The sequence below is a fragment of the Paenarthrobacter aurescens genome (assembly GCF_025421775.1).
Lineage (GTDB): Bacteria > Actinomycetota > Actinomycetes > Actinomycetales > Micrococcaceae > Arthrobacter > Arthrobacter aurescens_B.
Genome location: NZ_JAOEFX010000002.1, coordinates 47,423 through 73,556, shown reverse-complemented (window position 1 = coordinate 73,556; position 26,134 = coordinate 47,423). Strand labels below are relative to the sequence as shown.

The 26,134-nt window shown below is 63.0% G+C and carries 28 protein-coding genes; 9 read left to right on the top strand and 19 right to left on the bottom strand.

Translation table 11 applies throughout. The annotated features are described in order from the left end of the window. Positions 1–47: 47 nt before the first annotated feature. Complete coding sequence (locus N7568_RS03675) at positions 48–1,028, bottom strand: NAD(P)/FAD-dependent oxidoreductase (protein ID WP_261608561.1); 981 nt, start codon at positions 1,026–1,028, stop codon at positions 48–50. A 128-nt stretch (positions 1,029–1,156) separates the two neighbouring features. On the opposite strand from N7568_RS03675, the gene N7568_RS03670 reads away from it, so the two are divergent. After that, on the top strand, positions 1,157–1,738 hold the full coding sequence (locus tag N7568_RS03670) for a helix-turn-helix domain-containing protein (RefSeq protein WP_261608560.1): 582 nt from the start codon (positions 1,157–1,159) through the stop codon (positions 1,736–1,738). 33 nt (positions 1,739–1,771) lie between these two features. Here N7568_RS03670 and N7568_RS03665 read toward each other — a convergent pair whose 3' ends face one another. Continuing rightward, positions 1,772–2,074 (bottom strand): helix-turn-helix domain-containing protein, encoded by a 303-nt coding sequence (locus N7568_RS03665; protein ID WP_261608559.1) that lies wholly within the window; start codon positions 2,072–2,074, stop codon positions 1,772–1,774. Between the two features lie 68 nt (positions 2,075–2,142). Here N7568_RS03665 and map point away from each other — a divergent pair, with 68 nt between their 5' ends. Beyond that, on the top strand, positions 2,143–2,922 hold the full coding sequence (gene map, locus N7568_RS03660; RefSeq protein WP_261608558.1) for a type I methionyl aminopeptidase: 780 nt from the start codon (positions 2,143–2,145) through the stop codon (positions 2,920–2,922). A 64-nt stretch (positions 2,923–2,986) separates the two neighbouring features. Here the strand turns inward: map and N7568_RS03655 are convergent, their stop codons facing one another. Beyond that, on the bottom strand, positions 2,987–4,603 hold the full coding sequence (locus tag N7568_RS03655; protein ID WP_261608557.1) for an HNH endonuclease: 1,617 nt from the start codon (positions 4,601–4,603) through the stop codon (positions 2,987–2,989). Between the two features lie 506 nt (positions 4,604–5,109). Here N7568_RS03655 and N7568_RS03650 point away from each other — a divergent pair. After that, a complete protein-coding gene (locus N7568_RS03650; RefSeq protein WP_261608556.1) occupies positions 5,110–6,849 on the top strand; it encodes an APC family permease in 1,740 nt (579 codons plus the stop codon). Between the two features lie 108 nt (positions 6,850–6,957). On the opposite strand, the gene N7568_RS03645 is transcribed toward N7568_RS03650, so the two are convergent. From N7568_RS03645 to N7568_RS03590, 12 genes are all read right to left on the bottom strand, one after another. Beyond that, positions 6,958–7,503, bottom strand: coding sequence for an AMIN-like domain-containing (lipo)protein (locus N7568_RS03645; RefSeq protein ID WP_261608555.1), 546 nt, complete (start codon positions 7,501–7,503; stop codon positions 6,958–6,960). Between the two features lie 216 nt (positions 7,504–7,719). Continuing rightward, positions 7,720–8,022, bottom strand: a complete 303-nt coding sequence (locus N7568_RS03640) for a DUF4193 domain-containing protein (RefSeq protein ID WP_024819766.1) — start codon at positions 8,020–8,022, stop codon at positions 7,720–7,722. Positions 8,023–8,148: 126 nt separating this feature from the next. Next, entirely contained in the window at positions 8,149–8,376 is a 228-nt protein-coding gene (locus N7568_RS03635) for a hypothetical protein (RefSeq protein WP_261608554.1), read from the bottom strand. Positions 8,377–8,453: 77 nt separating this feature from the next. Continuing rightward, complete coding sequence (gene lhgO, locus N7568_RS03630; protein ID WP_261608553.1) at positions 8,454–9,653, bottom strand: L-2-hydroxyglutarate oxidase; 1,200 nt, start codon at positions 9,651–9,653, stop codon at positions 8,454–8,456. Positions 9,654–9,858: 205 nt separating this feature from the next. Continuing rightward, positions 9,859–10,356, bottom strand: a complete 498-nt coding sequence (locus tag N7568_RS03625) for a DUF805 domain-containing protein (RefSeq protein ID WP_261608552.1) — start codon at positions 10,354–10,356, stop codon at positions 9,859–9,861. Positions 10,357–10,551: 195 nt separating this feature from the next. Further along, positions 10,552–10,998: a DUF3237 domain-containing protein gene (locus N7568_RS03620; RefSeq protein ID WP_261608551.1), complete on the bottom strand. Its 447-nt coding sequence runs from the start codon at positions 10,996–10,998 to the stop codon at positions 10,552–10,554. Positions 10,999–11,018: 20 nt separating this feature from the next. Next, positions 11,019–12,569, bottom strand: coding sequence for an acyl-CoA synthetase (locus N7568_RS03615; RefSeq protein WP_261608550.1), 1,551 nt, complete (start codon positions 12,567–12,569; stop codon positions 11,019–11,021). Between the two features lie 12 nt (positions 12,570–12,581). Next, the gene (locus N7568_RS03610) at positions 12,582–13,907 is read right to left on the bottom strand and encodes an MFS transporter (protein WP_261608549.1); all 1,326 of its coding nucleotides are present in this window, start codon (positions 13,905–13,907) and stop codon (positions 12,582–12,584) included. A gap of 38 nt (positions 13,908–13,945) precedes the next feature. Further along, the gene (locus N7568_RS03605; RefSeq protein WP_159708640.1) at positions 13,946–14,401 is read right to left on the bottom strand and encodes a MaoC family dehydratase; all 456 of its coding nucleotides are present in this window, start codon (positions 14,399–14,401) and stop codon (positions 13,946–13,948) included. Between the two features lie 54 nt (positions 14,402–14,455). After that, positions 14,456–15,691, bottom strand: coding sequence for an acyl-CoA dehydrogenase family protein (locus N7568_RS03600; RefSeq protein ID WP_261609018.1), 1,236 nt, complete (start codon positions 15,689–15,691; stop codon positions 14,456–14,458). A gap of 1 nt (position 15,692) precedes the next feature. Beyond that, positions 15,693–16,583, bottom strand: a complete 891-nt coding sequence (locus N7568_RS03595) for an amidohydrolase family protein (protein ID WP_261608548.1) — start codon at positions 16,581–16,583, stop codon at positions 15,693–15,695. 2 nt (positions 16,584–16,585) lie between these two features. Then, positions 16,586–17,539, bottom strand: a complete 954-nt coding sequence (locus N7568_RS03590) for an SDR family NAD(P)-dependent oxidoreductase (protein WP_261608547.1) — start codon at positions 17,537–17,539, stop codon at positions 16,586–16,588. Positions 17,540–17,678: 139 nt separating this feature from the next. Here N7568_RS03590 and N7568_RS03585 point away from each other — a divergent pair, with 139 nt between their 5' ends. The 3 genes from N7568_RS03585 to N7568_RS03575 all read left to right on the top strand — a co-directional run bounded on the left by N7568_RS03585 (position 17,679) and on the right by N7568_RS03575 (position 19,252). Beyond that, positions 17,679–18,137, top strand: a complete 459-nt coding sequence (locus N7568_RS03585) for a MarR family winged helix-turn-helix transcriptional regulator (RefSeq protein ID WP_261608546.1) — start codon at positions 17,679–17,681, stop codon at positions 18,135–18,137. 101 nt (positions 18,138–18,238) lie between these two features. Then, positions 18,239–18,481, top strand: coding sequence for a hypothetical protein (locus N7568_RS03580; RefSeq protein WP_261608545.1), 243 nt, complete (start codon positions 18,239–18,241; stop codon positions 18,479–18,481). A gap of 39 nt (positions 18,482–18,520) precedes the next feature. After that, positions 18,521–19,252 (top strand): DUF72 domain-containing protein, encoded by a 732-nt coding sequence (locus N7568_RS03575; RefSeq protein WP_261608544.1) that lies wholly within the window; start codon positions 18,521–18,523, stop codon positions 19,250–19,252. A 24-nt stretch (positions 19,253–19,276) separates the two neighbouring features. On the opposite strand, the gene N7568_RS03570 is transcribed toward N7568_RS03575, so the two are convergent. Next, on the bottom strand, positions 19,277–19,738 hold the full coding sequence (locus N7568_RS03570) for a GatB/YqeY domain-containing protein (RefSeq protein WP_261608543.1): 462 nt from the start codon (positions 19,736–19,738) through the stop codon (positions 19,277–19,279). A gap of 95 nt (positions 19,739–19,833) precedes the next feature. Between N7568_RS03570 and N7568_RS03565 the strand changes: the two genes are divergently transcribed. Beyond that, on the top strand, positions 19,834–20,568 hold the full coding sequence (locus tag N7568_RS03565) for a 3-keto-5-aminohexanoate cleavage protein (protein ID WP_261608542.1): 735 nt from the start codon (positions 19,834–19,836) through the stop codon (positions 20,566–20,568). Here the strand turns inward: N7568_RS03565 and N7568_RS03560 are convergent. Further along, on the bottom strand, positions 20,540–21,841 hold the full coding sequence (locus N7568_RS03560) for an NAD(P)/FAD-dependent oxidoreductase (RefSeq protein ID WP_261608541.1): 1,302 nt from the start codon (positions 21,839–21,841) through the stop codon (positions 20,540–20,542). The two genes, N7568_RS03565 and N7568_RS03560, sit on opposite strands and share 29 nt — an antisense overlap. Positions 21,842–21,976: 135 nt before the next feature. Here N7568_RS03560 and N7568_RS03555 point away from each other — a divergent pair, with 135 nt between their 5' ends. Together N7568_RS03555 and N7568_RS03550 are read left to right on the top strand one after the other, a co-directional pair. After that, positions 21,977–22,753, top strand: a complete 777-nt coding sequence (locus N7568_RS03555; RefSeq protein ID WP_261608540.1) for a histidine phosphatase family protein — start codon at positions 21,977–21,979, stop codon at positions 22,751–22,753. Further along, positions 22,731–23,660: an NAD(P)H-hydrate dehydratase gene (locus N7568_RS03550; protein ID WP_261608539.1), complete on the top strand. Its 930-nt coding sequence runs from the start codon at positions 22,731–22,733 to the stop codon at positions 23,658–23,660. Before N7568_RS03555 ends, N7568_RS03550 begins: the two co-directional genes overlap by 23 nt. Here N7568_RS03550 and N7568_RS03545 read toward each other — a convergent pair. Both N7568_RS03545 and N7568_RS03540 read right to left on the bottom strand, forming a co-directional pair. After that, positions 23,657–25,324, bottom strand: coding sequence for a RecQ family ATP-dependent DNA helicase (locus N7568_RS03545; protein ID WP_261608538.1), 1,668 nt, complete (start codon positions 25,322–25,324; stop codon positions 23,657–23,659). The genes N7568_RS03550 and N7568_RS03545 overlap by 4 nt on opposite strands. Positions 25,325–25,453: 129 nt before the next feature. Then, positions 25,454–26,068, bottom strand: coding sequence for a dihydrofolate reductase family protein (locus tag N7568_RS03540; protein WP_261608537.1), 615 nt, complete (start codon positions 26,066–26,068; stop codon positions 25,454–25,456). Between the last annotated feature and the right edge of the window lie 66 nt (positions 26,069–26,134).

Genomic DNA, 26,134 nt, shown 5'->3' with positions numbered 1-26,134 from the left:
ACTGTTTTGGCCGTTCGGGATCAGCTGTAACTGCGGTCCAAGGCCTTTCAGCCTGTCGCCACGGAGAGCCTCGCGGCCTCCACCGCCCGTCTTGTCTCTTCGGTGATGAGGTCGGCATTGATGGCGGCTCCCGCCATGACCCCCGCGGCAGCAGAGGCCATCACCTGACCCATAAGATCGGTGACGTTTCCCGCGGCATAGACACCCGGCACCGAGGTCGCCCCACCCTGCGGATTCACTTCAACGTGGGTCCCCACTCCCATAGGATGCTGCACCAAGGGGACTCCCAGGGATTCCAGCACGGCAGACCGGGCCTCCAGACGGGTTCCGGTCACCACGGCTTCCACCGGAATCACTGTGCCCGAAGCCAGGACAACACCGCTCAAGGCGTCATCGGTCACTTCCAGGGACCGCACTTTGCCATCCACCACGGTGATGGAACGGGCACTCAGTTGCTCCCATTCTTCTTCCGTCGGCTCCACAACGTCGTTCAGGAACAACGTGATGTTGGGGCTCCATTGACGGAACAGCAGGGTCTGGTGCAACGCCATCGGCACTGAACCCAGAATTCCAATCGCCTTGTTCCGCACTTCCCAGCCGTGGCAATAGGGACAGTGCAGGACGTCGCGTCCCCAGCGTTCGCGAAGGCCTCCAACGTCAGGAAGTGTGTCCACCAGCCCGCTGGTGACCAGCACACGGCGCGCACCGGCGGTCCGCCCATCAGCCAGGTCCACCTCGAAGGCAAGTTCAGAGCCGGCCGTTGGGTCCGCCGTCGAACGCGCCGCGACGACTGTTCCGGCCACTATGCCTGCCCCATACTGGCTCGCTTCCGCGCGTCCGAGTGCCAGGAGTTCCTGTGGATTGATTCCGTCCCTGGACAGGAACCCGTGCACGCCCGCGGCAGGTGCATTCCGTGGCTCGCCGGCGTCGATGACGAGGACTGAGCGAAGAGCCCTCCCCAACGTAACCGCCGCACTTAACCCAGCTGCGCCACCACCGACCACAATGACGTCGTATTGCTCGGCCATCTGGCTCCTTCTTGATTCTTCGTTCACTGCGCCTCCACGGGTCTCAGGCGACTTGTGCCGCTTGTTCAATGGTTCGGCACCTTCAGCAGTATTGGCAAAGAAATTTGCTGCTATGGCAAACTGGGTCCATGACTACCGATTTCAGCACCATGCTCGACGCCGTTGGTCCCCGCCTGCGTGCCATGCGGACACAACGCAACGTGACGCTCGCGGACGCTTCGGAGGCGACGGGCATCTCCGTCAGCACACTTTCGAGACTGGAGTCAGGCCAGCGGAAGCCCACCCTGGAACTGCTGCTGCCCATAGCCCGGCTCCACCAAGTCCCGCTCGAGGAATTGATCGATGCTCCGCAAACGGGTGATCCCCGCATCCACCTCAAGCCGCATGTGCACGATTGGGGCACCGTCCTCCCCCTCACTCGGCGACCCGGCGGAATCCAAGCGTTCAAGATGGTCCTGAAGAGTGGAACGGGTCAGGAGATTCCGGAGCCCCAGTCGCACGAGGGCTACGACTGGATGTACATCCTCAACGGCAAGCTACGGCTGGTCCTGGGAGATAACGATTTTGTCCTGAAGCCTGGTGAGGTGGCGGAATTCGATACGCGCACGCCGCACTGGTTCGCCAGTGCAACTTCAGAGCCGGTAGAGCTCCTCACCTTGTTCGGCCAGCAAGGCGAACGCCTTCACGTCCGGGCCCGGCCCCAGCGCTGAGATTGTTGACGCTGAGATTGTTGACGCTGAGCCCTAGGAAGCCAGCCATTCACGGGCGTTCCGGCGGGAACTACCTGACTCGGCACCGAGCTCAGGCCGGTTGATTTCAGCCCACACCTCATCGAGGGAAAGGCCGAGCACATCGGCGATCGCGGCGACAGTGGGAAAGGCCGGCGTCGCCACGCGGCCGGACTCGATCTTTCGGAGCGTTTCCGGCGAGACACGGGCATCGAGGGCGGTCTCCAACATCGAACGCTCGCCCCGCGCGCGTCTCAGGAGAGCGCCGAGGCGCTGTCCACGCTCGGCCTCTGCGGGTGTTAGCGGCAACCTGACCATGGCTCCAATTCTAATACCGGGATAATATGGCCGGGATAGTTATTGGTCACATGAGAGAAAGATGCTGCATGATTGAGATCCTTAGCCCAGCTGAACTGCTCCGAGCAAAGGAGGCAGGCGCGCTGGTTGCCAATATTCTGCACAGCCTCAAAAGCCGCACCACTGTGGGCACAAACCTCTTGGATATCGACAAATGGGCCAAGACCATGATCCTCGAGGCGGGAGCCGTATCCTGCTACGTCGACTACGCCCCGTCCTTCGGGCGCGGTCCGTTCGGCCACTACATTTGCACCGGCGTCAACGATGCCGTGCTGCACGGGTTGCCCCGGGACTACTCACTTGCCGACGGCGACCTATTGACACTCGACCTCGCCGTCTCCCTCCACGGCGTCGCAGCAGACTCTGCCATCAGCTTCATCGTGGGCGAATCGAGGCCGGCGGAGAGCGTGGCGATGATCGAGGTGACCGAGCGAGCCCTGCGCGCCGGAATTGCAGCAGCCCGCCCCGGAGCCAAGATCGGAGACCTCTCCTATGCCATCGGCTCGGTCCTGAGTGAGGCGGGCTACCCCGTCAACACCGAGTTCGGTGGCCATGGCATCGGGTCGACCATGCACCAGGATCCCCACGTGCCAAACATGGGACGTCCCGGCCGCGGCTACAAGCTGCGTCCCGGTTTGCTGCTGGCACTGGAGCCCTGGGTCATGGCCGACACCGCGCAACTGGTCACCGACGCCGACGGATGGACGCTCCGCAGCGTGACGGGTTGCCGGACAGCCCACAGCGAGCACACCATCGCCATCACCAACGACGGAGCCGAAATCCTCACGTTGCCGACACTGGGTTATTAGACACTGGGTTATTGGACACTGGGTTATTGGACACTGGGCCGAGATAAGCCCTGAGACCCCCGGTTCAGCTGACGACCATGTCAGGCGTCCCGGACATTGCAGCCGTGGCGCGAAGAGTGCCAGCACCCGGCAGCACAGGGGCTTTGGAACGGTACGCATGCCCCGTGGGCGTGCGTAGTTCCACGGTGTGAACGTCCCCGTTGATGGTGCTTGCGCTCCAGCCGGTGTTTTCTTTGGTGTGGTTGCAGGCTTCGCAGAGTCCGGCCCCGTTGCTCAGGGTGGTGGTGCCTCCGGCGTGCCAGGGCACGATGTGGTCGATGTGCCTGATGGGCGCGTCGCAGTACGGTGTGCGGCAGGTGTCATCACGGGTTTCGATGAAGCGTCTGAGCCGCGGTGGGAAGATCCGGGCTTTGGAATCCGTTGTCAGGAGCTCTCCCGTGGCAGGCGCCGTATAAAGCCGGCGGACCCAGATCTCGAACTCGCGATCTCCCTCCGACGGGACATCCCTTCCCCGCGGGACTCGCCGCGTGACATCCCGGTCTGGCGGGACATTCCGGTCTGGCGGGTCCTTCCGGCCCGGCGGAACATCCCGGCCTGGCGGGACCTTCCGTCCTGGCGGGTCCTTCCGGTCTGGCGATGATCCGAAGCCCTGCCGTAGCGAGGGGGCGGGGACCGGCGGTCGCTTTTGGCGTGGTGCGGGTTCGACGCCTGCTGTTGGCCTGTGTCCTGGTGATGCCGCTTCTCCCGCGCCGACCAGTTTCCGGGCCCACCCTGCTGGGACGATTCCGTAGCCCTTCACGCGTGCCGGTTCACTGTCGCCCTGAAAGAGGGTTCGGTCGGTCATCACGAGATCCAGATTGATCCCTGAGATCCCGCCCGGCGTACCGGTGACCCGCTCGACGAGGGTGTCGGCCATGACCTGGCCTCGGTTCCGGGGATCACCGGCCGAACGGGCAGAATCAGCCCCACGCGTGAGCGCGGCATACACCGCGACCCCTTGCGCGACCGGCAGCAGCGCGGTCAGGTACGTCATGGTGTCCGGCGCCGGACGAAGACTCACGGTCCGCTCGGACGCAGCGTGACTGGCACGCTTCACCACCGACCGCGGATCGCGCCGGTACGCGGCCGCTTTCGCGGCGGCAATGATCGCTTGATCTCCGGCGCCGTCGAAGGTTCCGGTGTCCGGGGCGAGCTCCTCATCCACCGCACACCTGTCCTCCACAGACAAGCACGCCGTTTCCCTGACCAGCAGCGTCGCCCGCCACTCATTCAACTGCCCTGATTCCAGCGCCGCCAGAGTCCTCGGCATCTCCACCACCAACGCCTTCGCCAGCCCAAGGAGCCGGGAACCCCGATTCGGAGACTCCCGCCGAGCCAAAGCAACCTGGGCTCCGACACCTTGCCCCCGCTCGGACGCAGGCACACCAGCCTCTGCCTGCTCTTGCCGTTGTGCCAGATCAAAAGCCACAGCGATCCGCGCCTGCAACCCGGTGACGGCGGACTTCAGATTCTCCAACCCGCGGATCTGATCGATCAGCGCTCCGCTGTCGGTGCCGAGGCGGACTGCGCCCAGGAGTGTGATGAGATCAGAAACCCAGGGTCCGGCTCCCCTGGACGGCGGCCTTTGGGCGCGAGCGAGAGCCGTGCCTGACGGCGTCTGAGTGGCTCGAATCTGCTCCATGCCCCAAACTCTTCCAGCCGGCACGCAGCACCATCAGGCCCCAACTTCCCTATGTGGAAAACCCACCCCAAGACCACCCCAGGACACGAGGGAGCCCAGCTCGATGAGCGTTCATTCCGTCGACAACAAGCCGCGATGCAGCCCCTCACCGACCCCACCCACCCCCCATGGTGCGGGGCGCGGGGTTGGTTGAGATGTCGCCCCTCGCAGGCCGTACCTCGAGCCGGGGTCAGCTCCAGCCACCGCCCACCCCAGACCAGTCATAAATGCATGGCATTCTGCACGCTCCTTGCGCTGAAGCGTGACTCCGGTCATACTAAATGAACGCTATTCATTTAGTGACTGTCGTCTCACGGAGTACTTGCCCCCCATGATTGAAATTGCCAGCCTGGAAGCCCCGACTTTCCTGGCCCGTACCAAACGGGGAGCCCATACCCCAACGCACCGCGCGGTACCGCACAAGCACAAGCACAGACCTCTATCCAAAGGAGTCTCCGTATGAGCGCTTGGCGCATACCGTCCGAGACGGCGGCGTCAACGCCTGCAGATTCAACGACCCCATGGACGGGAAAGCGCTCCGCATTCCCGCCGATGCCTACCCCGGCCGCCGCGTGGTCAGTGTTGACGCGCGTGATCTGCTCGCCAGGGGCGGCGGCATCCACTGCATCACGCAGCAGCAGCCTTCGGCCATCCAGAAAGGGCCTCACATGAGCCAGACAATCCGCCGCAGCAACAGTGAAGCTGCAAAGTCGCACGACATTAGCGGCAAGGGACTGAAGACGGGGCAGTTGGGGCTCCTCGCCGTCGTCGTTCTTGGCATTTCAACCATCGCCCCGGCGTACACGCTAACGGGCGCGCTGGGTCCAACAGTCAACGAAGTCGGGCTGCAACTGCCCGTCATCTTCCTGATCGGGTTCATTCCGATGATCCTGGTTTCGCTCGCTTACCGGGAGCTCAACGCAGACTCCCCGGACAGCGGCACCACGTTCACCTGGGTCACCAAGGCGTTCGGCCCGTGGGTGGGATGGATGGGCGGCTGGGGCTTGCTCGCGGCCAACATCATCGTCCTGTCCAACCTGGCCGGCGTCGCAGTGGACTTCTTCTACCTGTTCCTGGCGCAGGCCACGGGCTCACCGGAGCTCGCCGACCTCGCTTCAAACAAACTTCTCAATGTCGCCACCTGCTTCGTCTTCGTAGCGCTGGCCGTGTGGATCAGCTACCGCGGCCTGCACACTACCAAGATCGTCCAGTACGGGCTGGTGGGATTCCAGCTGCTGGTTTTGGGATTGTTCGTAGGAATGGCGTTCGCCAACTGGTCCACCTCCGAGACCGCCGTACCGTTCAGCTGGGACTGGTTCGACGTCACCAAGATCGAGACTTTCGGTCAGATCGCGGCCGGTATCTCGTTGTCGATCTTCGTCTACTGGGGCTGGGATGTCTGCCTGACCGTGAACGAGGAAACGGCAAACGGCAAGAAGACTGCCGGCCTGGCCGGGACACTGACAGCGGTCATCGTGCTGGGCATCTACCTGCTGGTCACCATTGCCACCATGATGTTCGCCGGCGTCGGCGATACCGGGATCGGCCTGAACAACGAGGAAAACCACGCCAACGTGTTCACTGCCCTCGCCTCGCCGGTGATGGGACCGTTCGCCATCCTCATGTCCCTTGCCGTGCTGTCCAGCTCCGCGGCCTCCCTGCAGTCCACGTTCACGTCGCCGTCGCGCAGCCTGCTGGCCATGGCGCACTACGGCGCCCTGCCGGAGCGCTTCAGCCACATGAGCAAGAAGTTCTCGACGCCGGGCTTTGCCACCGTTGCGGCCGGCATCCTGTCCGCGGGCTTCTACGCAGTGATGCACGTGATCAGCGAGAATGTCCTCAACGACACCATCCTGGCTTTGGGCCTGATGATCTGCTTCTACTACGGACTCACAGCCATCGCGTGCGTCTGGTACTTCCGCAACAGCGTGTTCTCCAGCGCACGGAACTTCTTCCTGCGGCTCGTCTGCCCGCTTCTGGGTGGTGTAGGCCTGTTCGTGGTCTTCCTGCAGACCGCCGTGGACAGTTGGGCCCCTGAGTTCGGCAGTGGCTCGGAGATCTTCGGAGTGGGACTCGTGTTTGTCCTGGGAATCGGGATCCTGGCTTTGGGGGCTGTGGTGATGCTGATCATGTCCCGCGTCCGGCCCGGCTTCTTCCGTGGCGAGACCATCCGCAAGGACACCCCGGCCCTGGTAGTGCCGGAGTAGTCCGCCCCCGGTTCGCCTCCGCCGAGTTCGTAGGAAAGCGGCCAGTTCGCAGGGAAGTCTCCAGCGAACTGGCCGCTTTCCCGCGCTGTGGCGAGCCGCGGCCGACCCCTACCAGCGGTGGGCGACGTCCACTACCAGCCGGGACCCGCCGTCGGGCCCGTCCAAGGTGAAGACCCGGAACGGAAGCCGGGCACGGACGCCCAAGCCGATGCTCGTGGTGCCCTCAAAGCTGCCCGCAAAGACCACCTGACGGAACGTCTGGTAGCCCGACACGTTGGAGAGCTCTGCCTTGGCTGCGGGCACGTAGGTCGGCTGGCTGTACTGGTTGTACGACGGCGCCGTCACCACCACCTGCAGGTCCGCGTCACCGAGCACGGGGATGGGATAGCCGGTGGCGTCCTGGATGACCACAGGAACGTACTGCACGGAATAGCCGGCCACTTTGCCGGTCATGTCGATCACCAATCGGTCGTAGCATGGCTGTTGGCCCGTGCGGACGTTGGTGACGTTGGCGGAACTCATATCTGGGTCGGACTTGGCCAATGAACCCCACATGATGCCGCAATACGATGCTGCCGAGGCTGGCCCCGGCGCCACCAGACCGAGCCCGGCAGCTGCCAGGACGGCTGCCAAACCCGCTCCTGATTTCCTCATTTTTTGTGCCCCCTTCAGGCGAAGTTGATACTTCAACAGTAGGAGCGCAGGGGAGGGTTTGGACCGGTTGTGGCCGCTTCGGCGCGCAACCGTTAAAGGGACGTCCGGGTGGTCACGGGCGGGTCATCGAAAGCCTCTTCCGGCCACCCTTTCGGCTTGTTTTACACGTCTTCGCACACGTATTCGTGACCGAAGATAACGTGACCCGGGCGTTATTTAGCCTTCGCAGTCCTTGCAGAACTTCAGGCCATTCTTTTCCAGTGCAATCTGGGACCTGTGACGGACCAGGAAGCAGGAGCCGCACGTGAATTCGTCGGACTGCTCCGGAACCACAATGACGGTCAGTTCTTCACCGGAAAGATCTGCTCCGGGCAGGTCGATTCCTTCGGCGGTATCGTTTTCCTCGACGTCAATAACTGCAGTCTGCGCAGTGTTTCCACGGGACGCCTGGAGGGCCTCAAGCGATTCGGCGGGAGACTCTTCTTCTGTCTTGCGCGGGGCATCGTAATCAGTAGCCATTGAGGGTTCGCTTTCGTTGCTGCATAGTGCCTATACCGGCACCTCAGTGAAGCAGTTTAGGGCATAGTGCCCGCGATAAACGAATAGTGTGCCCAACGCAACATTCTGCAGTTTTTCTGGCGGTTCCTACGGCGTTGTGCGTGCCCTCAAGGCGTGGGACTGGATGGCTTGCGCGCTGGCTACCGTTACTCCACTGAGGGCCGGTAGCCAGGCTAAATCTCCATGTGTCCGGTGTCCCACGGCTGCACCTTCCTCCGCCGACGGGTCGGTGCAATCCAGGACGTAGGCGGCCTCGATCCACTCCCCTATTGCGGAGCCGATGCGGGTTGCGAACGAGGCTAGTGATGCGATCATGCGGCAACCGTATCCAGCGGGGATTCGGGCGCCGTTTCCGCCACGTCACGGGCTTGTTAACTGTCGGGCTCGGCACATCAGTCCTGCAACGCCTGCTCCACGATGTACTCGGCGATAGCCATGGACGAGGTTGCCCCCGGCGAAGGTGCGTTACGCACCATCACTGTGTCCCGGCGTCGTGCGATCACAAAATCGTCCACCAGCGAACCGTCGCCGTTCATGGCCTGGGCGCGTACCCCGCGGGTGCCGGGAAGGACGGTGGCGCCTTCCAGCGAGGGCACGAACCGCATGGCCTCGCGGATGAACTTCTTCCTGCTCACCACGGTCTGGAATTCCCGGACGGCCGACGGCACATTCTGCCGGGCAAAATTCCAGAAACCTGGAAACAGCGCGTAATTCAGGATGTCGGGCACATTAACGTCGTTCCACGCATAGGACTCACGGCCGAAGGAGATAAACGCATTCGGGCCGAGCATCATTTCGCCGTCGATGCGTTTGGTGAGATGCACTCCAAGGAACGGATGTTTAGGGTCCGGCACAGGGTAGATCAGGCCCCTTACCTGGTCACGCGCCTCATGGCCCAAGAGGAAATACTGACCGAAGAACGGCACGATCCTAGGGGTGGATGGCTCACCGGTTGCCTTGGCGAGACGGTCGGACTGGAGTCCCGCGCAGGCCACTACGAGGTCGTAGTGTTCCCCGCCATCCTTGGTAGTGACCACCACACCGCTGCCCTGCTGCTCAAGCGACGTCACCTCAAGCCCAAGCCGGATGGTTCCGCCTGAGGCCCGGACGTCGTCGGCGAGTGCGTTGGTGATGGCCGCATAGTCAACAATCGCCGTCTCCGGCGAGTGCAAAGCAGAGAGCCCGACGGCGTTCGGCTCCACCTCCCGTATTTGGTCGCCGCGAAGCATCCGTGCACCCGGGACGCCATTTGCCGTGGCGCGGGCAAAGATGCTGTCGAGACGCGTCGATTCCTCCGGCGTTTGGGCGATGACCAGCTTGCCGCAGGCCTCATAGGGAAGGTCGTTGGCAGCGCAGAACTCCTGCAGCAGCTCCACTCCCCTGCGGCATAGCCGCGCCTTCAAGCCGCCCGGCTCGTAGTAAAGACCCGCATGGACCACGCCCGAGTTGTGGCCGGTCTGGTGTGCGGCGAGTCGGTCTTCTTTCTCATAGACAGTGACCTGGGCGCCATCGAGCTTCTTGGCGAGCTCCCTCGCCACGGCAACGCCGATGATGCCGCCGCCAACCACAGCGCAGCGCCTGATGGTCCTCATGTGTGGAGGGTTGGGCCTCATCGGTGAAGGGCTGGACATGGCACTCCTCGTCGTTGGGGTCGGTCCGCGTCAGTCACAGCATTGCACGGGCAGTCACGCGGGGCACGTACGCCGCGGGCACGTACGCCGCGGGGCACGTACGCCGCGGGCACGCAAAAGGGGCAGCACATCGCGTGCCGCCCCTTTTACTGTGGTGCTGTTGCTACTACGCGGCCTTCGGCTGGTCGAAGCGCTGGCCGGCCGGGTTGGACGGCAGAAGCGCGAAGACCAGGATGGCAAGGCCGCCAACGCCCGGAATGAGGCCAAGGAGGGCCAACCAACCGCTGAAGTTGCCATCGTGCAAACGACGAACCAGCAGCGCGATGGAAGGAATGAGGACCGCGAGGTAGAAGACGATGATCAGGATCAGGCCCACAACCGAGCCCGGGCCTGGGGTGGCCGTCCCGCTTGCAGAAACGGTGGCACCGGCGCTGCCAAGGACCAGTGTGAGGATCTGCAGGACAAAGCCGATGACGCCAAGCGCCAAGGCCACCCACCAGTATTCGCTGCGGCTCGCACGGCCGGTGAAGTCTGTGTACTTCTTGAAGAAGCGCTTGACGGCTGCGCCGATAGGAGCGCCATAGTACGGAGCCCACAGCGGCGGCTCGCCGGCCTCTGCTGCATAGGGCTGGGTCTGTTGCGGTTGTTGCGGGTAGCTGGTCATTGGTTTTCCCCCCGGGGATAGGTGTGAGTCATTGAGATGCGTCGTACTCAGTGATGATGAGTCGTGCCTATCGTAATGCCCCGGAAGCCAATTACGCAGTTCGTTGGATGAAATTAACCCCGATTTAGCCCTATAACGGATTATGTCGCCGAAAAACGCTCCCGCACGTTTTTCTTTTCCCTGATGTTCGCTTCCTTAGGCGACGGTGAAGACGTCGATTTCCACCAAACCCGGCCTTCGCCGCCCCGTTCCCACAGCGATCACGTGATTCAGCCACGCCAGCCCGGGTGCTGCGGTGGAGAACCGCGGTGTACACCGGAAGTAGATCAGCGCCGGATCCACATCCTCGCCCCTATTAAGCCGGGCAATGTCCTCCGCGGCTCCAAACCGGAGCGCCGGGTTATGCACATAAACCACCTCTCCGCCCTCAAGTTCCACAGCGTACCTGGCGTCCAGCTCGGTCATTTCAGCACTGCGAAGAAGCTGGAAGTCAGCACCGGCCGGCAGGACCCGCCCGTTGAATCCCGGGCCGGCTACCGTCCCGCCGACAATCGGAATGATCCGCCGATGCCCCTCCGGCGTTACCCCGACATCAACCGGCGGGTCCACGTTGACGCTCAACGTCGCCAGGAACGACAACACGGGCGGCTCCGGGAACGGGTTCACAGGGCGTAGTGCTTCCGGAGGTCCATCTTCCGGATTTTTCCGCTGGCCGTGCGCGGCATCTCCTCGACAAACACCACCGACTTGGGGATCTTGTAACGGGCCAACCGGCCGTCCAGATGCGAGCGCAGCTGCTCCTCGGTCAGCGATTCCCCCTCCCGCAGGGTCACGATGGCCCTCGGGACTTCGCCCCATGTTTCATCGGCGACTCCGATCACAGCCACGCTCCCCACTGCGGGCAATTCCGCAATGGCAGCTTCCACCTCGGCAGGGTAGATGTTCTCGCCGCCGGAGATGATCATGTCCTTGATTCGATCCGAAACGAACAGGAAGCCCTCCCCGTCCTGGTGGCCCATGTCGCCGGAGCGGAACCACGACGTATCTGCATAGCTGTCCGCCGTCGCCTCCGGCCTGTTCCAGTACTCCTTGATCACGTTGGGCCCGGAGATCTGGATCTCCCCCACCGTGCCAGGAGCAGCAACCCCGCCCAGGGGATCCGCGATCCGCACGTCGGTGAAGAAGTGCGGCAGACCCGCAGAGCCAGCCTTTTCCTTGGACCTCGATGCCGGCAGCATTGTCGCACCGGGTGCGGTTTCGGTCATGCCATAGCAGCTGGTGAATCCAATACCCCGCTGCTCATACGCCTCCAAAACCCGGCCCGGAACGGCAGAACCGCCGCAGGTGAGCTTGTCCAGCGAGCTGAGGTCCGCCGTCGACCAGTCCGGATGGTCGCAGAGCATCTGGAAGGTGGTGGGGACGCCGTTGAGTGTGGTGACGTTGTGCTGGCCCACGAGTTCCAGTACCCGGCCGGCGTCGAACTTGGCTTCCAGCACCACTGTGGCGCCCTTGAGCAGCATCGGCAGCAGGCCCATGTCCAATGACGCCACGTGGAACAGCGGTGAAATCATCAGCGCCACATCGTTGCGGTTCAAGTCCATGTCCACCACCGTGTTGATGCAGTTCCACGTGATGTTGCCGTGGGTCAGCAGTGCACCCTTCGGCTTGCCGGTGGTGCCGGAGGTGTAGAGGATCATGGCCCCGTCGTCCAGGGTAACGGCGTCGTCCAGCGGCGTCGGGAATGCCGCGTCGATCACGTCGCCATAGTGCTCGACGCCGGAGGGCGGCTTAACAGCGGAACCGTCGGTCCCGCCGTCGGGAGCCACCACAAGACGGTGGGTGATGTCCGTGTCCACCACGGAAGCAGCGGCAACAGTGTCCAAAGCAGCGGCGTTGACCAGGAGCCGGGCCCCTGAATCCTGCAGCTGGAACTGGAGTTCCGGGGCTGCGAGGCGGGTGTTCAGCGGGACGAAGATCGCGCCGAGCAGCCCACAGGCGAAGAAGGTCTCCACAAAAGAGGGGTGGTTCTCGCCCAGATAGGCCACCCGGTGGCCTTTGGCCACTCCCCTGTCCCTGAGGGCGGTGGCCAAGCGGTCGGTCCGGTCGGCGAGTTCCGCGTAGCTCAAAGTCTGCCCGCGGGAAATGACAGCAGTCTTGCTGCCGGACTTGATGCGGCGCCGGTGCAGCCAGGATCCAACTCCGTTGTTGTCCATGGTGTGTTACTCCTAACTGACCGTAGAGAGGTCGTTGTTCTTAGACTCCCGCGTCAGCAGGATGAAGACAATCGACACCAGCGACATGAGGGACAGGAACACCACCACGGGGACGATGCTCTGGCCGGCGTCCTTATAAAGTCCGGCGACGATGCCAGGTGTGAAGCCGGCTCCGATCAAGGTGGCCAACTGATAGCCAACGGCTGCGCCGGTGTAGCGGTTGGTGGTGCCGAATTGTTCGGACACAAAGGCAGCGAGTGGTCCGTACAGCGAAGAGTGGAGTATGAGCGCCACGGTGAAGGCCAGGAAGACGAGGGCAATGTTGCCCGAGCTGAGCATCCCGAACATGGGGAAAAGGTACAGGATGAACAGGGCCAAGCCGGTGACCATCACTGGCCGGCGGCCAAAACGATCGGACAACCTGCCGCCCAGCAGGACGAAGAGGATGGAGATGGCCGAGGCTCCGGCGAACGCATAGAGCACGCCCTGTTGCGGGGCGCCCTTGGATACTGCATAGGTCACGGAGAACGTGGGCAGCACCACTTGGAGGCCGAAACCGGCGGCACCGGCAAACATGATCATGATCAGTGCCTTGGGACGCTTCAGCACTTCCAACAGCGGAATCTTGCGCTTGGCGCCCTGGGCGGTTTCCTTGGCCACGGCTTCTGCGAAGATCGGGCTTTCGGAGACCCTCAGCCTGACGAACATGCCCACGATCAGGAGCACAAACGACAACAGGAACGGCACACGCCAGCCCCAGGCCAGGAAAGCATCCTGCGGAAGGGCCGAGAAGATGCCCATGACCACTGTGCCCAGAACGGCACCTGTGGGTGCACCCGCGTTCACGAACGACGCCGCGAAACCGCGCCGTTTGGGATCCGAGTGTTCCAGAGCCATCAGTGCAGCACCACCCCATTCACCACCGACGGCGATGCCTTGGCACACACGCAGGACCACCAGGATCACGGCACCCCAGGGGCCAATGACGTTGGCTCCAGGGATCAGGCCAATCAAGGTAGAGGCAATGCCCATCATGGCCATGGACACGATGAGCATGCCCTTGCGTCCGATGCGGTCACCGAAGTGGCCGAAAATGATGCCGCCCAAAGGACGGGCAACATAGCCCGCAGCGAACGTGGCGTAAGCAGCAACGACGCCCACCCATTCGTCCGTACCGGCGAAGAACACTTTGGGGAAAGCGACCGCCGCCGCTGTTGCGTACAGCAGGAAGTCGTAGAACTCGATGGTGCTGCCCAGATAGCTGGACATGATGACCGTGCGCGCTTCTTTGCGCTTCGCGGCCGTGCTCGACGGTGCGAGCGCAGTGTGTCCTGACATGGCTGTTCCTTGCGAGAGGAGGGAAGGGGTGGGGAGTTTTACTTGTAGAAGCGGGCGAGGAATTCGGCCACGACGGCGGGGCGTTCCTGGCCTTCGATTTCGATGGTGGCGTTGACCTTGATCTGGGCGCCTCCCTTGACCTCGGTGACTTCGGCGATGCTGCCGTTCATGCGGACTTTCGAGCCGACCTTCACCGGTGAGGTGAAGCGGACCTTGTCCAGGCCGTAGTTGACCTTGGTGGTGACGCCGTCCACGTCGAAGAGCTCGCCCCAGAACGGGATGATCAGGGACAGGGTGAGGAAACCGTGCGCGATCGGGGCACCGAACGGGCCGTCCTTGGCGCGTTCCGGATCGGTGTGGATCCACTGCTGGTCGTCCGTGGCGTCGGCGAACAGGTTGATCTGCTGCTGGGTGATTTCACGGTAATCGGTGGTGCCGAGGTCCTTGCCGGACATGGTGAGCAGGGTGTCGAAATCGACGACGAGATTGGGCATCTTTGCCTCCTGTGTTGTTGTTTGAATACTGGTTGTTGCCTGAAAAGCAGGCGCTTAGCGGGTGAAAGCGCCCTCGCCGGTGAGGGCGCGGCCGATGATGAGGGCGTTGATTTCGTGGGTGCCTTCGTAGGAATAGACAGCTTCAGCGTCGGCATGAAAACGCGCGACGTCGGCCGCGAGCGTGATGCCGTTGCCGCCCACCACTTCGCGGGCGAGGGCGACGGTTTCGCGCATCATCAGGGACGTCTGCATTTTGGCCAGGGCCGAGTCCTGGTCCCGGTAAATCCCCCAGCCCTGCTGCTCGGTCAGCCGCACCACGAGCGACAAACTCGCGGTGATGTTGCCGAGCATCCGGGCCAGTTTCTCCTGGACCAGTTGGAACGAACCCAGCGACCGGCCGAACTGCTGGCGTTCCCTCACATACGCCAGGGCGGCTTCGAACGCCCCGGCCTGGATGCCGGTCGCGATCCAGGCAACGTCCGAGCGCATCGCCCTCAGCATCGCCGCGACATCCTTGAACGAGTTCACGTTGTGCAGGCGCATGGCCTCCGGGACCCGGACATTCTTGAGGGTGATGTGCGCGTTCTGCATCATCCGCAGCGAGGTCTTGCCCTGAATTTTCTCCAGGGACACTCCGGCGGCGGTGCGGTCCACGAGGAAAGCTTTGACCTGACCATCGGCGACGTCACGGGCGAACACACACAGCACATCCGCCGTGGAGGCACCCCCGATCCACCGCTTGGCGCCGTCCAGAACCCAGCTTCCGCCGTCGGCCTCTGTCCCAGGGCCTGGTTCGAAACGGGCGGTGGTGGCGAGCCCGCCGGCGATGTCCGAACCATGCTCCGGTTCGGTCAGCGAGAAGACACCCTTGAGGGAGAAGTCGATGACCCGGGGCATCCACTCCTTCTGTTGCTCGTCGGACGCCCCCACCCGGATCGCGGTCCGAAACAACCCCGCCTGGGCGGTGTACCAAGTAGCAAGGGAAGCGTCCGTGCGGGCAAGTTCGAAGATCCGGAAGCCGTGGAAGATCCCCCTCGCGGGGGCCTCGACGGTCAGCTCGGCCGGTTCCATCAAGTCAAGGTCAATCAACGGCCGAGCCAGTTGTTCCGGGAACTCGCCCCGCTCCCAATACTCAGCCAGCAACAGCTTCGCCTCGGTATCAAGGAAGTCCCGCAGCCGGCCCAGCACCCGGCGCTCTTCGGTGGTCAGGAGCGCCTCGGCGTCGTACCAGTCCGCTACCGAGTACAGTCGGGCACCCAAGCCGGCTTCCGTCGTCGTGGTTGTCAGCATCTCAGCCACCGAGCCCCAACAGCTTGACCGCATTGTCCTTGAGTATCTTCGGGCGGACCTCGTCCTTGAGCGGCAAGTCCGCAAACGCACCCAGCCACTTCTGCGGGGTGATCAGCGGGAAGTCCGTGCCGAACAGGACCTTGTCCTGCAGCACCGAATTCGACAGACGAACGAGCGACTCCGGGAAGTACTTCGGCGACCACCCGGACAGGTCAATGAACACGTTGGACTTATGCGTCGCGATCGAGTTTGCCTCGTCCTGCCACGGCACCGAAGGGTGGGCCATGATGATCTGCAGGCCCGGGAAATCAGCAGCCACCGCGTCAAGCAACAACGGATTCGAGTACGCCAGCTTGATCCCATACCCGCCCGGAAGACCAGCTCCCATGCCGTTCTGGCCCGTGTGGAAAATACACGGCAACCCCAACTCCTGCAGCGTCTCCCAGAGCGGGTAGAACGCCTCGTTGGACGGATCGAAACCCTGCAACGACGGGTGGAACTTGAAGCCGCGGGCACCCAGCTCAACAGCCTGATGCTTCGCCCCCGCGATCGCGTCCTCACCGGTCCTGGGGTCAACACTGCCGAACGGAATGAGCACATCGTTGTTCCGCGCAGCTCCGGCAATCAGCTCCGGGATGCTGTTGGGCTCATGCTTGAGCTGCGTCCGGGCATCCACCGTGAAAACAACCGCGGCCATGTTCAGCTCCCGGTACACCTCCGCGATCCTGTCCAGCGACGGGGTGCGGTCCTCAGACTTGAAGTACTTCGCCGATGCCTCCGTCAAAGCCTCCGGCAAGGACCCGTGCCCGCAACTGTCCACCTCGAGATGGACATGCATGTCGATCGCATCCAACGCAGCCGCGTCGATGCCAAGTTCATAGCGCTCTGCCATGATCAGCGCGCCTGAACCGCTTCAGATTTAGCCGGCTCGGGCTGGAGCTCCGCAGGCAGCGGAAGGAATTCCTCGCCGAAGCTCTGCAACGCCTCGGCGCCGAACAGCGAACCGGCGTTCTCCTGCAGTGCCTCGTAGCTCCAGCCGCCCTCTCGGTACTCAGTGCTCGCCGCGGTCGGGTGCGTCCAGACCTGCAACCGGTCACCACCGGCACCAATCGCCTGGCCCGTGATCCCGGCAGCCTCATCAGAGGCGAGGAAGGCAATCAGCCCGGCAACGTCGTCGGCCGTTCCAAAACCAAGATCGTGACGGAAGAAGGCCGGCATCGCCTCGCCACGCTCGTCCGCTTCCACAGCCTTCTGGAAATACGGGACCGTCTTGGTCATCGCCGTAGCCGCCACCGGGATCACCGAATTCACCGTCACCCCGGCCCTCTTCATCTCCAAAGCCCAGGTCCGGACCATGCCCACAATGCCTGCCTTCGCAGCGGCGTAGTTGCTCTGCCCGAAGTTGCCACGCTGGCCCGTCGGAGAACCAATCGTGATGATCCGGCCCGCGACGTTGTTCTCCTTGAAGTACGCGAACGCCTCCCGGACACAGGTGAAAGTGCCTTTCAGGTGGACGTTGATGACCAGGTCGAAGTCCTCGTCCGTCATCTTCAGCAAGCTCTTATCCCGCAGAATCCCGGCGTTCGTCACCAGACTGTCCAGCCGGCCAAACGTTTCAACAGCACCGGCCACCAAAGCCTTCGCAGCATCAGTGTTGCCCACCGGAACCACCACGGCCGTAGCCCGGCCGCCGTCGGCCTCAATCAGCGCAACAGCCTCCGCCGCGGTCTCAGCATTCACGTCATTAATCACGACGGCGGCACCCTGGCGGGCGAGCTCCCTCGCGTAAGCGAGGCCAAGACCCTGTCCGCTCCCGGTGACGATTGCAACTTTGCCGTTCAAGCTCATGGCGTGCTCCTTCGCATGCAGTAACCGGCCGGAGCCGGTGGGGCCGATCCCACTGCGTCGTGAGATCCTTGTCATGATCAATGAGAATACGGATCATTGAAAAAGTCAACGATTGTTTTTCATTACTATTGGAGTTGTCATGGGCCCGCAAAGCACCGAAGTGGAAACCCCGCGCCTGGCCGCAGCAAAAATTGGCAGCGATGTGGGCCTGTTGCTGGCCAAACTGCACGCCACGGGTTCCCTGCTGAACAACAAGGCGCTGGCCGATTACGGACTCCGGGAACGGTCATTTTCCGTGCTGACACTCGCCTGCAGCGGGCTGGAGCCCACTCAGCGCGAACTGGCCGATTTCCTCAGCCTGGACCCCAGCCAGGTGGTCAGCCTGGTTGACGACCTCGAACACCGCGGCTTGGTCAAACGAGCCCAAGGCAAGCAAGACCGGCGCGCAAAGATCATCGTTTCTACGGCTGAGGGACGGAGGATCCACAACAAGGCACGTGCCGCCCTGGAAGTCTGCGAGGAAACCCAGCTTGCATCCCTCACCGGGGAAGAAAACGTGCAGCTGAGGGCACTGCTCAAGAAGGCATTGTGGGGTTAGGTCCCGGCCCCGGCCCGAATGGACATCTGCACAGTCGTTCGGAAGGCCTGTAGGCAACTGTCCATATCGGAGTTGGGACGCTTGTGTCAGGATCAGTGACCATGAACCTCCCGCTCTTCCACGATCCCCTACAGGGAGCCGTCACCGTAGACGCGCCCGTGCGTGATCCTCAGATTGGACGCGACGCAGCGTTCCGTCACGATCCGCAACCCCGCACCGCTCCCCGGAAGGCCGGGCCTGCGGGCCATGGCTCGAAACCGAGCCGAAGCGCCAGGCAACGCGAGGTGGCCAAGGTTGCCGACGACCTCCGGGCCCTCATGGCACGAACGGCAGCCAAGCACTGACCTGTTGGCACGCTCCAGTCACCCGGTAGCATCCACCCCATGGGCATCCATATCGGCACATCGGGTTGGAGCTACGCCCATTGGGAAGGTGTGCTCTACCCGCCAGGTCTTCCGCCCTCGAAGCGCCTGGCCCACTACGCCGCAAGGTTCAGCACCGTGGAGCTCAACGCGAGCTTTTATCGTTGGCCCCGGGACACCTCGTTTGCGAGTTGGCGAGACCGGCTGCCTGCGGGCTTTGCCTTGTCCGTCAAGGCGCCCCGGGGACTCACCCACGCCAAGAAGCTGTACGGTCCGGAGGTGTGGGTGGAACGGATCATTCGCTGCTGGCACGGGCTCGGCGACAAACGGGCCGTCCTGTTGGTCCAACTCCCACCCGGTTTTGCCCGCGACGACGCCCGGTTGGACTACTTTCTGGCTGCCCTGCCCCACTGGATCCGCGTTGCCGTTGAGTTCCGGCATGACAGTTGGGACCACCCCGACGTGTACGCGCTGCTTGAAAGCCACGCAGCCGCGTACTGCATCATGAGTGGCGCCAACCTGCCCTGCATCCTGCGGGCCACCGCGCCGTTCGTCTACGTCCGGCTGCACGGCCCGGATCACCAGCACCTTTACGGCGGCTCCTATTCGGACGACGATCTTCGCTGGTGGGCTGACCGGATCCGTGAGTGGAGCGGCTCCGGCAAGGACGTGTACGCCTATTTCAACAACGACGGCGGTGGCAACGCGGTGCGTAATGCTGACACTTTGCGGTGGCTTCTTGGGGTCAACTGATTCGTTGCCGGCCACGGGTGTAGCTTAGGCCAAGCGTCCGCGGACAATCTCGCTGACGGTCTTGCCATCGAAGCGACCTGCCACCTTGGCGGTGACCGGCTTCATGACGGCACCGATGGAACGCATTGACAGTTCCTGCCCCTCTGCTTTCAGGGCAGAGATAGCCTCGTCAACGATCCCTTCAACTTCTTCACGAGTGAGTGGCTTGGGGAGGTAAGCCTCGATGATCTCCGCTTCTGCGACCTCGGCCGCAGCACGGTCAGCTTCTCCGGCCTCCGTGTAGATGCGGGCGGTGTCCCGGCGCTTGGCAGCTTCCTTCTGGAGCAGCGACGTCACCTGCGCATCGTCGAGTTCCACCGGTGTCTTGCCTGATTTCTCACGGGTAGTGATCTCGCCCAACACGTTGCGCACAGTGGTCAACGCGATCTTGTTGCCGGCCTTCATGTGGTCGACGACGTCAGCTTTCAAGCGTTCTTTGAGTGTCATGATGCTCCTTGTTCGGGGTTCCTCCTGTTATCTTCCCAGCTTGGGGCGGCAGTGGCGCTTGCGGGCGCGCGTGGGGTGGCCCCTACTATTGGCGGATGATGCTACAGGTCTGTCTCAACGGAGCCCGCAGAATTTCGGAACATCCCCGGCTGACCATCGATCCTGCCCACCTTGCGCAGGACGCAGCCGTGGCAGTGGCGGCCGGGGCAGGTGCCATCCATGTCCATCCGAAGAATCCCCGTGGCGAAGACAGCTTGGAAGCACACCACGTGGCCTCATGGCTGGCGACCCTGCGTGCAACGTGCCCGGGCACTCCATTGGGCGTGACCACTGGCGCTTGGAGCGCGCCTGATGCAGCAACCCGGTTGGAGATGATCGAGTCATGGGTTGAGGTACCTGATTTTGCCTCGGTGAACTGGCATGAAGACGGCGCCGGGGATGTTGCCCAGGCCCTTCACGAACGGGGAATCGGCATCGAAGCCGGAATCTGGCATTCGGACGCTGCCCACCGATGGGCTGCTTCGCCACTGCACAACAAATGCCTGCGGGTACTGGTGGAAATCCAGGACATCCCTGCCGGGGACGTGACCGCCACAGCTGAAAGTCTGGTGTCCTTCGCACGCGATCGAGCAAACGGTACGCCCATCCTGCTGCACGGCGAGGAACGTTCCACGTGGCCGGCTCTGGGCCTTGCTGCTCGATGGGGTTTGGACTCACGTATCGGGCTGGAAGATACTCTCGTGTTGCCGGACGGCACGATGGCCCAGGGAAATGCCCAGCTGGTCGCTGCCGCAGCCAAGTTCATAGTCGCGGGTCAGGCAGCCCCATAGCGTTTGGTTCTGCCTCTTCGGGTGGCTCCTTTTCAAGGGGACCACTGACCACCACTTGGGCAGGACTGTGCAGGAGGTAACCGTTGAGCCACGAAAACAGTGCCCGGACCTTTTGCTGGAGTCCGGACAACAGTGCGAGATGGACGAGGAGCCAGGACAAGAAGGCGAAGAGCCCTTGTAGCTGGATGCGTTTGCGGCCCAGCTCCGCCACAGCAGCGCCCCGCCCGACCATTGCCATGTAGCCCTTGTCCACATACTTGAACGGCGTCCGACTGCCGCCGTTGAGATCCGCAAGTATGTTGGAGGCTGCCCACTTTCCGGCTTGCTGGGCGACCGAACCCAATTGCGGCAATTTGGCACCTGTGGAATCGGTGATGTTGGCGCAATCCCCAATGACATACACGCCGTCCATGTCAGGAGCAGTCAAGTCCGTGTGGACATCGATCCGGCCCCCTCTCCCCTGGGTCAAACCTGAGCCGGCAATCAGGTCGCCCGCCTTCAGGCCCCCGGCCCACACAACGATCTGTCCCGGCACGGAACTCCCATCTGCCAAGGTCACTCCGTCCGCGCGGACCTCCGTAACGCCCAGTCCCATGTGAAGCTGAACGCCCACCTTCTTCAGGTGTTCTGTGGCATAGCTCTGGGATTTAGCGGAGAACATGTTCAAGACGCTGGGAACCATGTCCACCAGGTGCACACGACAGCGTGCTGCGAGCTCTGGCGAGAAATATTTGCTCACCACGTATTTGACGTTCTCGGCCATGGCCCCGGCAGTCTCAACCCCTGTTGGACCGCCGCCCACTACCACCACGTCCACGGAACCGTCCGGGTTCCTGTCGGCCTGGTCAAGCAGCCGGGTAAGCCCCGTGCCCAGCTTGGTGGCATCGGTCACCGAGTACAGCGGGAAAGCTATCTGTTCAGCCCCTGGAGTGTTGAAGAAATTGGGTACGGCACCCACGGCGAGGACCAGAATCCCGGCCTCCAGCGTCTGGCCGTCCGAAGTGGTGACCGTTCTCTTGGCTGCATCCACGGATTTCACTGTGGCTGTGAGAACTTTGACCGTCTTGAATCGCCGGAAGACGGCGCGCAGTGGCCGGGCAATGGCCGAAACGCCGATCTGGGACGTAGCCAGCTGATAAAGGAGCGGCTGGAACTGATGGTAGTTGTTCGAGTCGATAAGCAAGACGCGTACGCCCTTGCGGCCGAGTTCTTTGGCTGCTGCAACGCCTGCAAATCCGGCACCGACCACAATGACCGGGTATGTGTCCTTCATGCGAGCAACTTACTTCACTGCCGGTCTGTGCGACAGAGGTTCCCGATCGCCGTCGTGCGTTTACTGTCTGGACCCGGTGGGTACGCAGTGGGTAGTGTTCTGCATTCGGCAAAGCACGCGGAGGGGTGATTCTTCATGAACGAGGACGGACTGACAGATGCTGTGCAGGAAGCCGGAGCTGTCGAGCTGCTGCTGATCCGGCACGGTGAGAGCGAAGGGAACGTGGCCGCCACGGAAGCACACTTGGCGGGGGCGGAGATCATCGACGTCCCGGCCAGGGATCCCGACGTGAACCTATCGGGCACGGGTCAGGACCAGGCGAAAGCATTGGGCACGGCGCTGGCCCGGATCCCTGAACAATCAAGGCCGGACACAGTGGTTTCCTCCCCCTACGCGCGTGCCAGGCAGACAGCGGACATCGCTGTTGAGACGGCCGGGTGGCCCCTGAAAGTACTGACAGATGAGCGTCTGCGCGACCGGGAACTGGGCATCCTGGACAGGCTGACACGTCATGGCGTGGAGGCCCGATACCCGGACGAAGCCGAGCGGAGGCTCTGGCTGGGCAAGCTGTACTACCGGCCGCCGGGTGGTGAGTCATGGGCCGACGTGGCGCTCCGCCTGCGCTCTGTCCTGGATGAACTCAACACCCTGGGAAAGGGCCATCGCGTGATGCTGGTCTGTCACGACGCCGTCATCCTGCTTGTCCGCTACGTTTTGGAGGGCATGTCAGAGGAGGAAATCCTGGACCTGGCCTCCACCACATCGGTGCTTAATGCATCTATCACCCGCTATGTGCGCCCGTCGGGCGCTGGCCCTTGGGAGCTGGAGAGTTTCAATGTGGCGGACCACCTTACCGAGCAGGGCGTGACCGTTACCGAACATGCAGGGGATGCCAGTGTCCACCCGCAGTGATTCCACTGAACCCACGCTGGTGACGCCATCGTTGCTTCGGGACTGGCCACTACCGGCCCCCGGCGACGACAAGTACTCCCGCGGTGCCGTGCTGGTCATTGGCGGGGCCCGGACCACGCCCGGCGCGGCCATCCTCGCAGGGACCGCAGCGCTCCGGGCCGGAGCCGGAAAGATCACTGTGGCTGTCGCCGAGTCCGTGGCGGCCCAGGTGGGCGTTGCCCTGCCGGAATGCGGAGCAGTGGGCTTGCCCGAGACCGCCGACGGGTCCGTGACCGGGCAGGGACTGGACCGCATCTCGTCCTATGTGGAGCGTGCAGACACCCTCTTGGTCGGGCCTGGCTTGGATGACCTTGACTTGGCCGAATCACTGCTGCGAGCGCTGCTGGAGCGGGAGGAAGCCGATGGTTCCGCGAACGCCGCAGAAGGTCCCGCCGTCGTGCTTGATGCTTTTGCTTTGGGGGCCTTGGCCAAGGTTGAGGAGGAGCTTGGACCGTGGCGGGGCCGCCTGATCCTCACACCGAATCCCACCGAAGCCGAAATCCTGCTGGGCCATGACGTGGAGGACTTGGGAGTCGCGGTGGCCGACATCGCCCAGCGATTCGATGCAGTAGTGAGTTGCCAAGGCTTCATAGCCGGGCCGTCCGCCGAAATGGACGGAAAAGCGGAGCTGTGGAAGATCACCACCGGGTACGGCGGATTGGGAACATCGGGCAGTGGCGACGTTCTCGCCGGTGCCATCGCCGGACTGCGGGCGCGGGGAACCAGCGACACCCAGGCCGCCTGCTGGGGCACCCACCTTCACGCCGCCGCTGCGGACCGGTTGGCCAGCAAACTCGGCCCCCTCGGTTTCCTGGCCCGCGAACTCGCCGACGAACTGCCGGCCCTGATGCTGGAACTGAATACCTAAGCAGGCTTCAGCAACTTGTGCTCCACCACGGCCGTTCGGGAGAGGGTCTTGTACCCCTCCTGTTCGAACAAGACAGTGATGACATCGTCCTCATGACGCATGACCAAGCCTTGGCCCCACTGCTTATGGATGACGGCGGACTGCAGCGGAAATGGTTCGTCGGCCGATGCGGCGGGGTGGCGGGCAAAACCAACGCCGCCCACCTCGTCTGCAGCGCCAATGCAGGAATCACAGTTGCCGCAGGGTTCCGGCATGTCCTCACCGAAGTAACCCAGCAGGAACTGACGGCGGCAGTTGTCCGTCTCCGCGTAGGCGCGCATCATGGTGAGCCGGGACTCGTCGACGCGTTGCCGCGCTTCTGCCCGCTCGACGGCGCGCCCCACCAGCGCAGGAAGTTTGGCTTTGGAGCTGAGCCGGACCCCGCGCTTGCCTGTGGTGACGCACCCGGCTTCCTCCAACTGGTTCACAAGTGCGGTAATTCGACGGGCGGGGAAGTCCGTAAGCTCCACCAACGCGGTCTTCGGGGCGGGGGCGCCGGCGTTCTTAATGACTTTCAGCACGGCCAAGAGCGCTTCCGGGTCAGGCGCGTGCGTACCGAAGAACTTCCGCAGGCCAAGATCCTCCGCCCGGTAGTGCAGTATGGCGGCTGCAGGCGCTCCGTCGCGGCCAGCGCGTCCGATCTCCTGGTAGTAGGAGTCCAAGGACTCAGGAATGTCGGCATGCACAACGAACCTCACATTCGGTTTGTCGATGCCCATCCCGAACGCCGTGGTGGCTACCACCACGTCCAGTTGATCGTCCTGGAATTGCTCATGAATGCGTTCCCTCACAGTGGACGACCGACCTGCGTGGTACGCCTCGGCACGCAGTCCCTTACCGGTCAGTTTGGCGGCGTACTTCTCTGTGTCCTTGCGGGTGGCTGCGTACAGCAGTCCCATCCCTTCCGCCTTTGCCAACGCCGAGACCTGCTCCAACACGGCTTTGCGCTTGTCTTTGTCCTCCTCGTGGCGGATGACCTCAAGGCGGATGTTGGGCCGGTCGAAGCCGCGGACCAGAACCAGCGGGTCCTGCATTCCAAGCCGCACCACGATTTCGTCCCTTACTGGTGGGGATGCAGTGGCCGTCAGTGCCACCACCGGCGGGTTGCCCAGGCGCTCGCGAACCTTCCCGAGATCGAGGTAGTCGGGGCGGAAGTCATGGCCCCAGGCAGAGACGCAGTGAGCCTCGTCCACCACGAACATGGTGATGTCCAGCTTGGCGATCCGATCCGCCGTCTCCTGCTTGGCCAACTGCTCCGGCGCCAGGAACAGGAAGGTGGCTACGCCGGACTCGACTGCCTGCCAGGCCGCCTCCACCTCTGAATCAGTGCGGGAAGAATTAATGGCCACGGCGGCGCCGGCACCCAAATGGTCGGCCAGCCCGTCCAGCTGGTCTTCCTGTAAGGCAATGAGGGGTGAAACCACGACGGCGGGGCGTCCCGTTTGTTGGTGAAGGTACCGTGCTGCGACCTGATAAGTGGCAGATTTGCCATATCCGGTGGGCATGACGGCCAGGACATCGCGACCTTCGACAAGGGCACTCATGCCCGCGAGTTGGCCGTCGCGCAGGGCAGGCAAGGAGAATGAAGACGCCGCAAGGGCCGTCAGGGCAAGATCATCGGACATTAAACTATGGCTCCGCATAAATGGTTCCTGCGGCCACTTGCATCAGCCGAGGTGACCAGCCTAGCGCGAGCCAGGACTCGCCGTCGTCCGCTGTCCTTCCGGTTGTGGATATCGTCTGCACTTACGGGCTCAGGCCCGGGAGCGCACCTGATAGCTGAGGTGAGTGACGCGGGTGCCTGGAATCACGGCCGGTTCCTCGAGCACAATGTCCTGGTCAAGTTCCCCGAACCAGCGGATTCCACTCCCCAGCAGTACAGGCACAAGATCGACACGAAGCTCGTCCACGACACCCCGCCGCAGGCACTGCTGCACCACGTCCGCGCCGGCGATCCCAATCTCACCTTCGGCCGCAAGTTCAGCTGCACGATCGAGGGCGGTTTCGAGGTCACCAACAAATTCGAACGGCGCGGGTTTGCCATCCTGCCGTGCCGGAGGCCAACCGGTTGGCGGTTCGCGGTGAGTCAACACAACTGTCGGCGACTCATTGGGCGGGTGCCCTCCCCAACCCTTCGTTATGTCGAAAATGCGGCGGCCGGCAATAAACGCGCCCTCACGCGGGAGCGATTTCCAATAGGTGGCATCGGCCTCACTGAGATGAAACGGCCGCGGGTGTCCGGGCATCCAGGTTTCAACATCTCCGGCCTCATACCAATCGAACAAGGGCCCTACGTTGTCATCCTCCCGTGCAATGAAACCGTCAAGGGACACCGAAAACTGGGCGGCGACACGGCTGTTCCTGTACATGGACCCAGTCTGTTGGCGGCGGGCGGGATGTCAAGGTCTGTGCGGCCATGCATCCCGCCCGGCAGC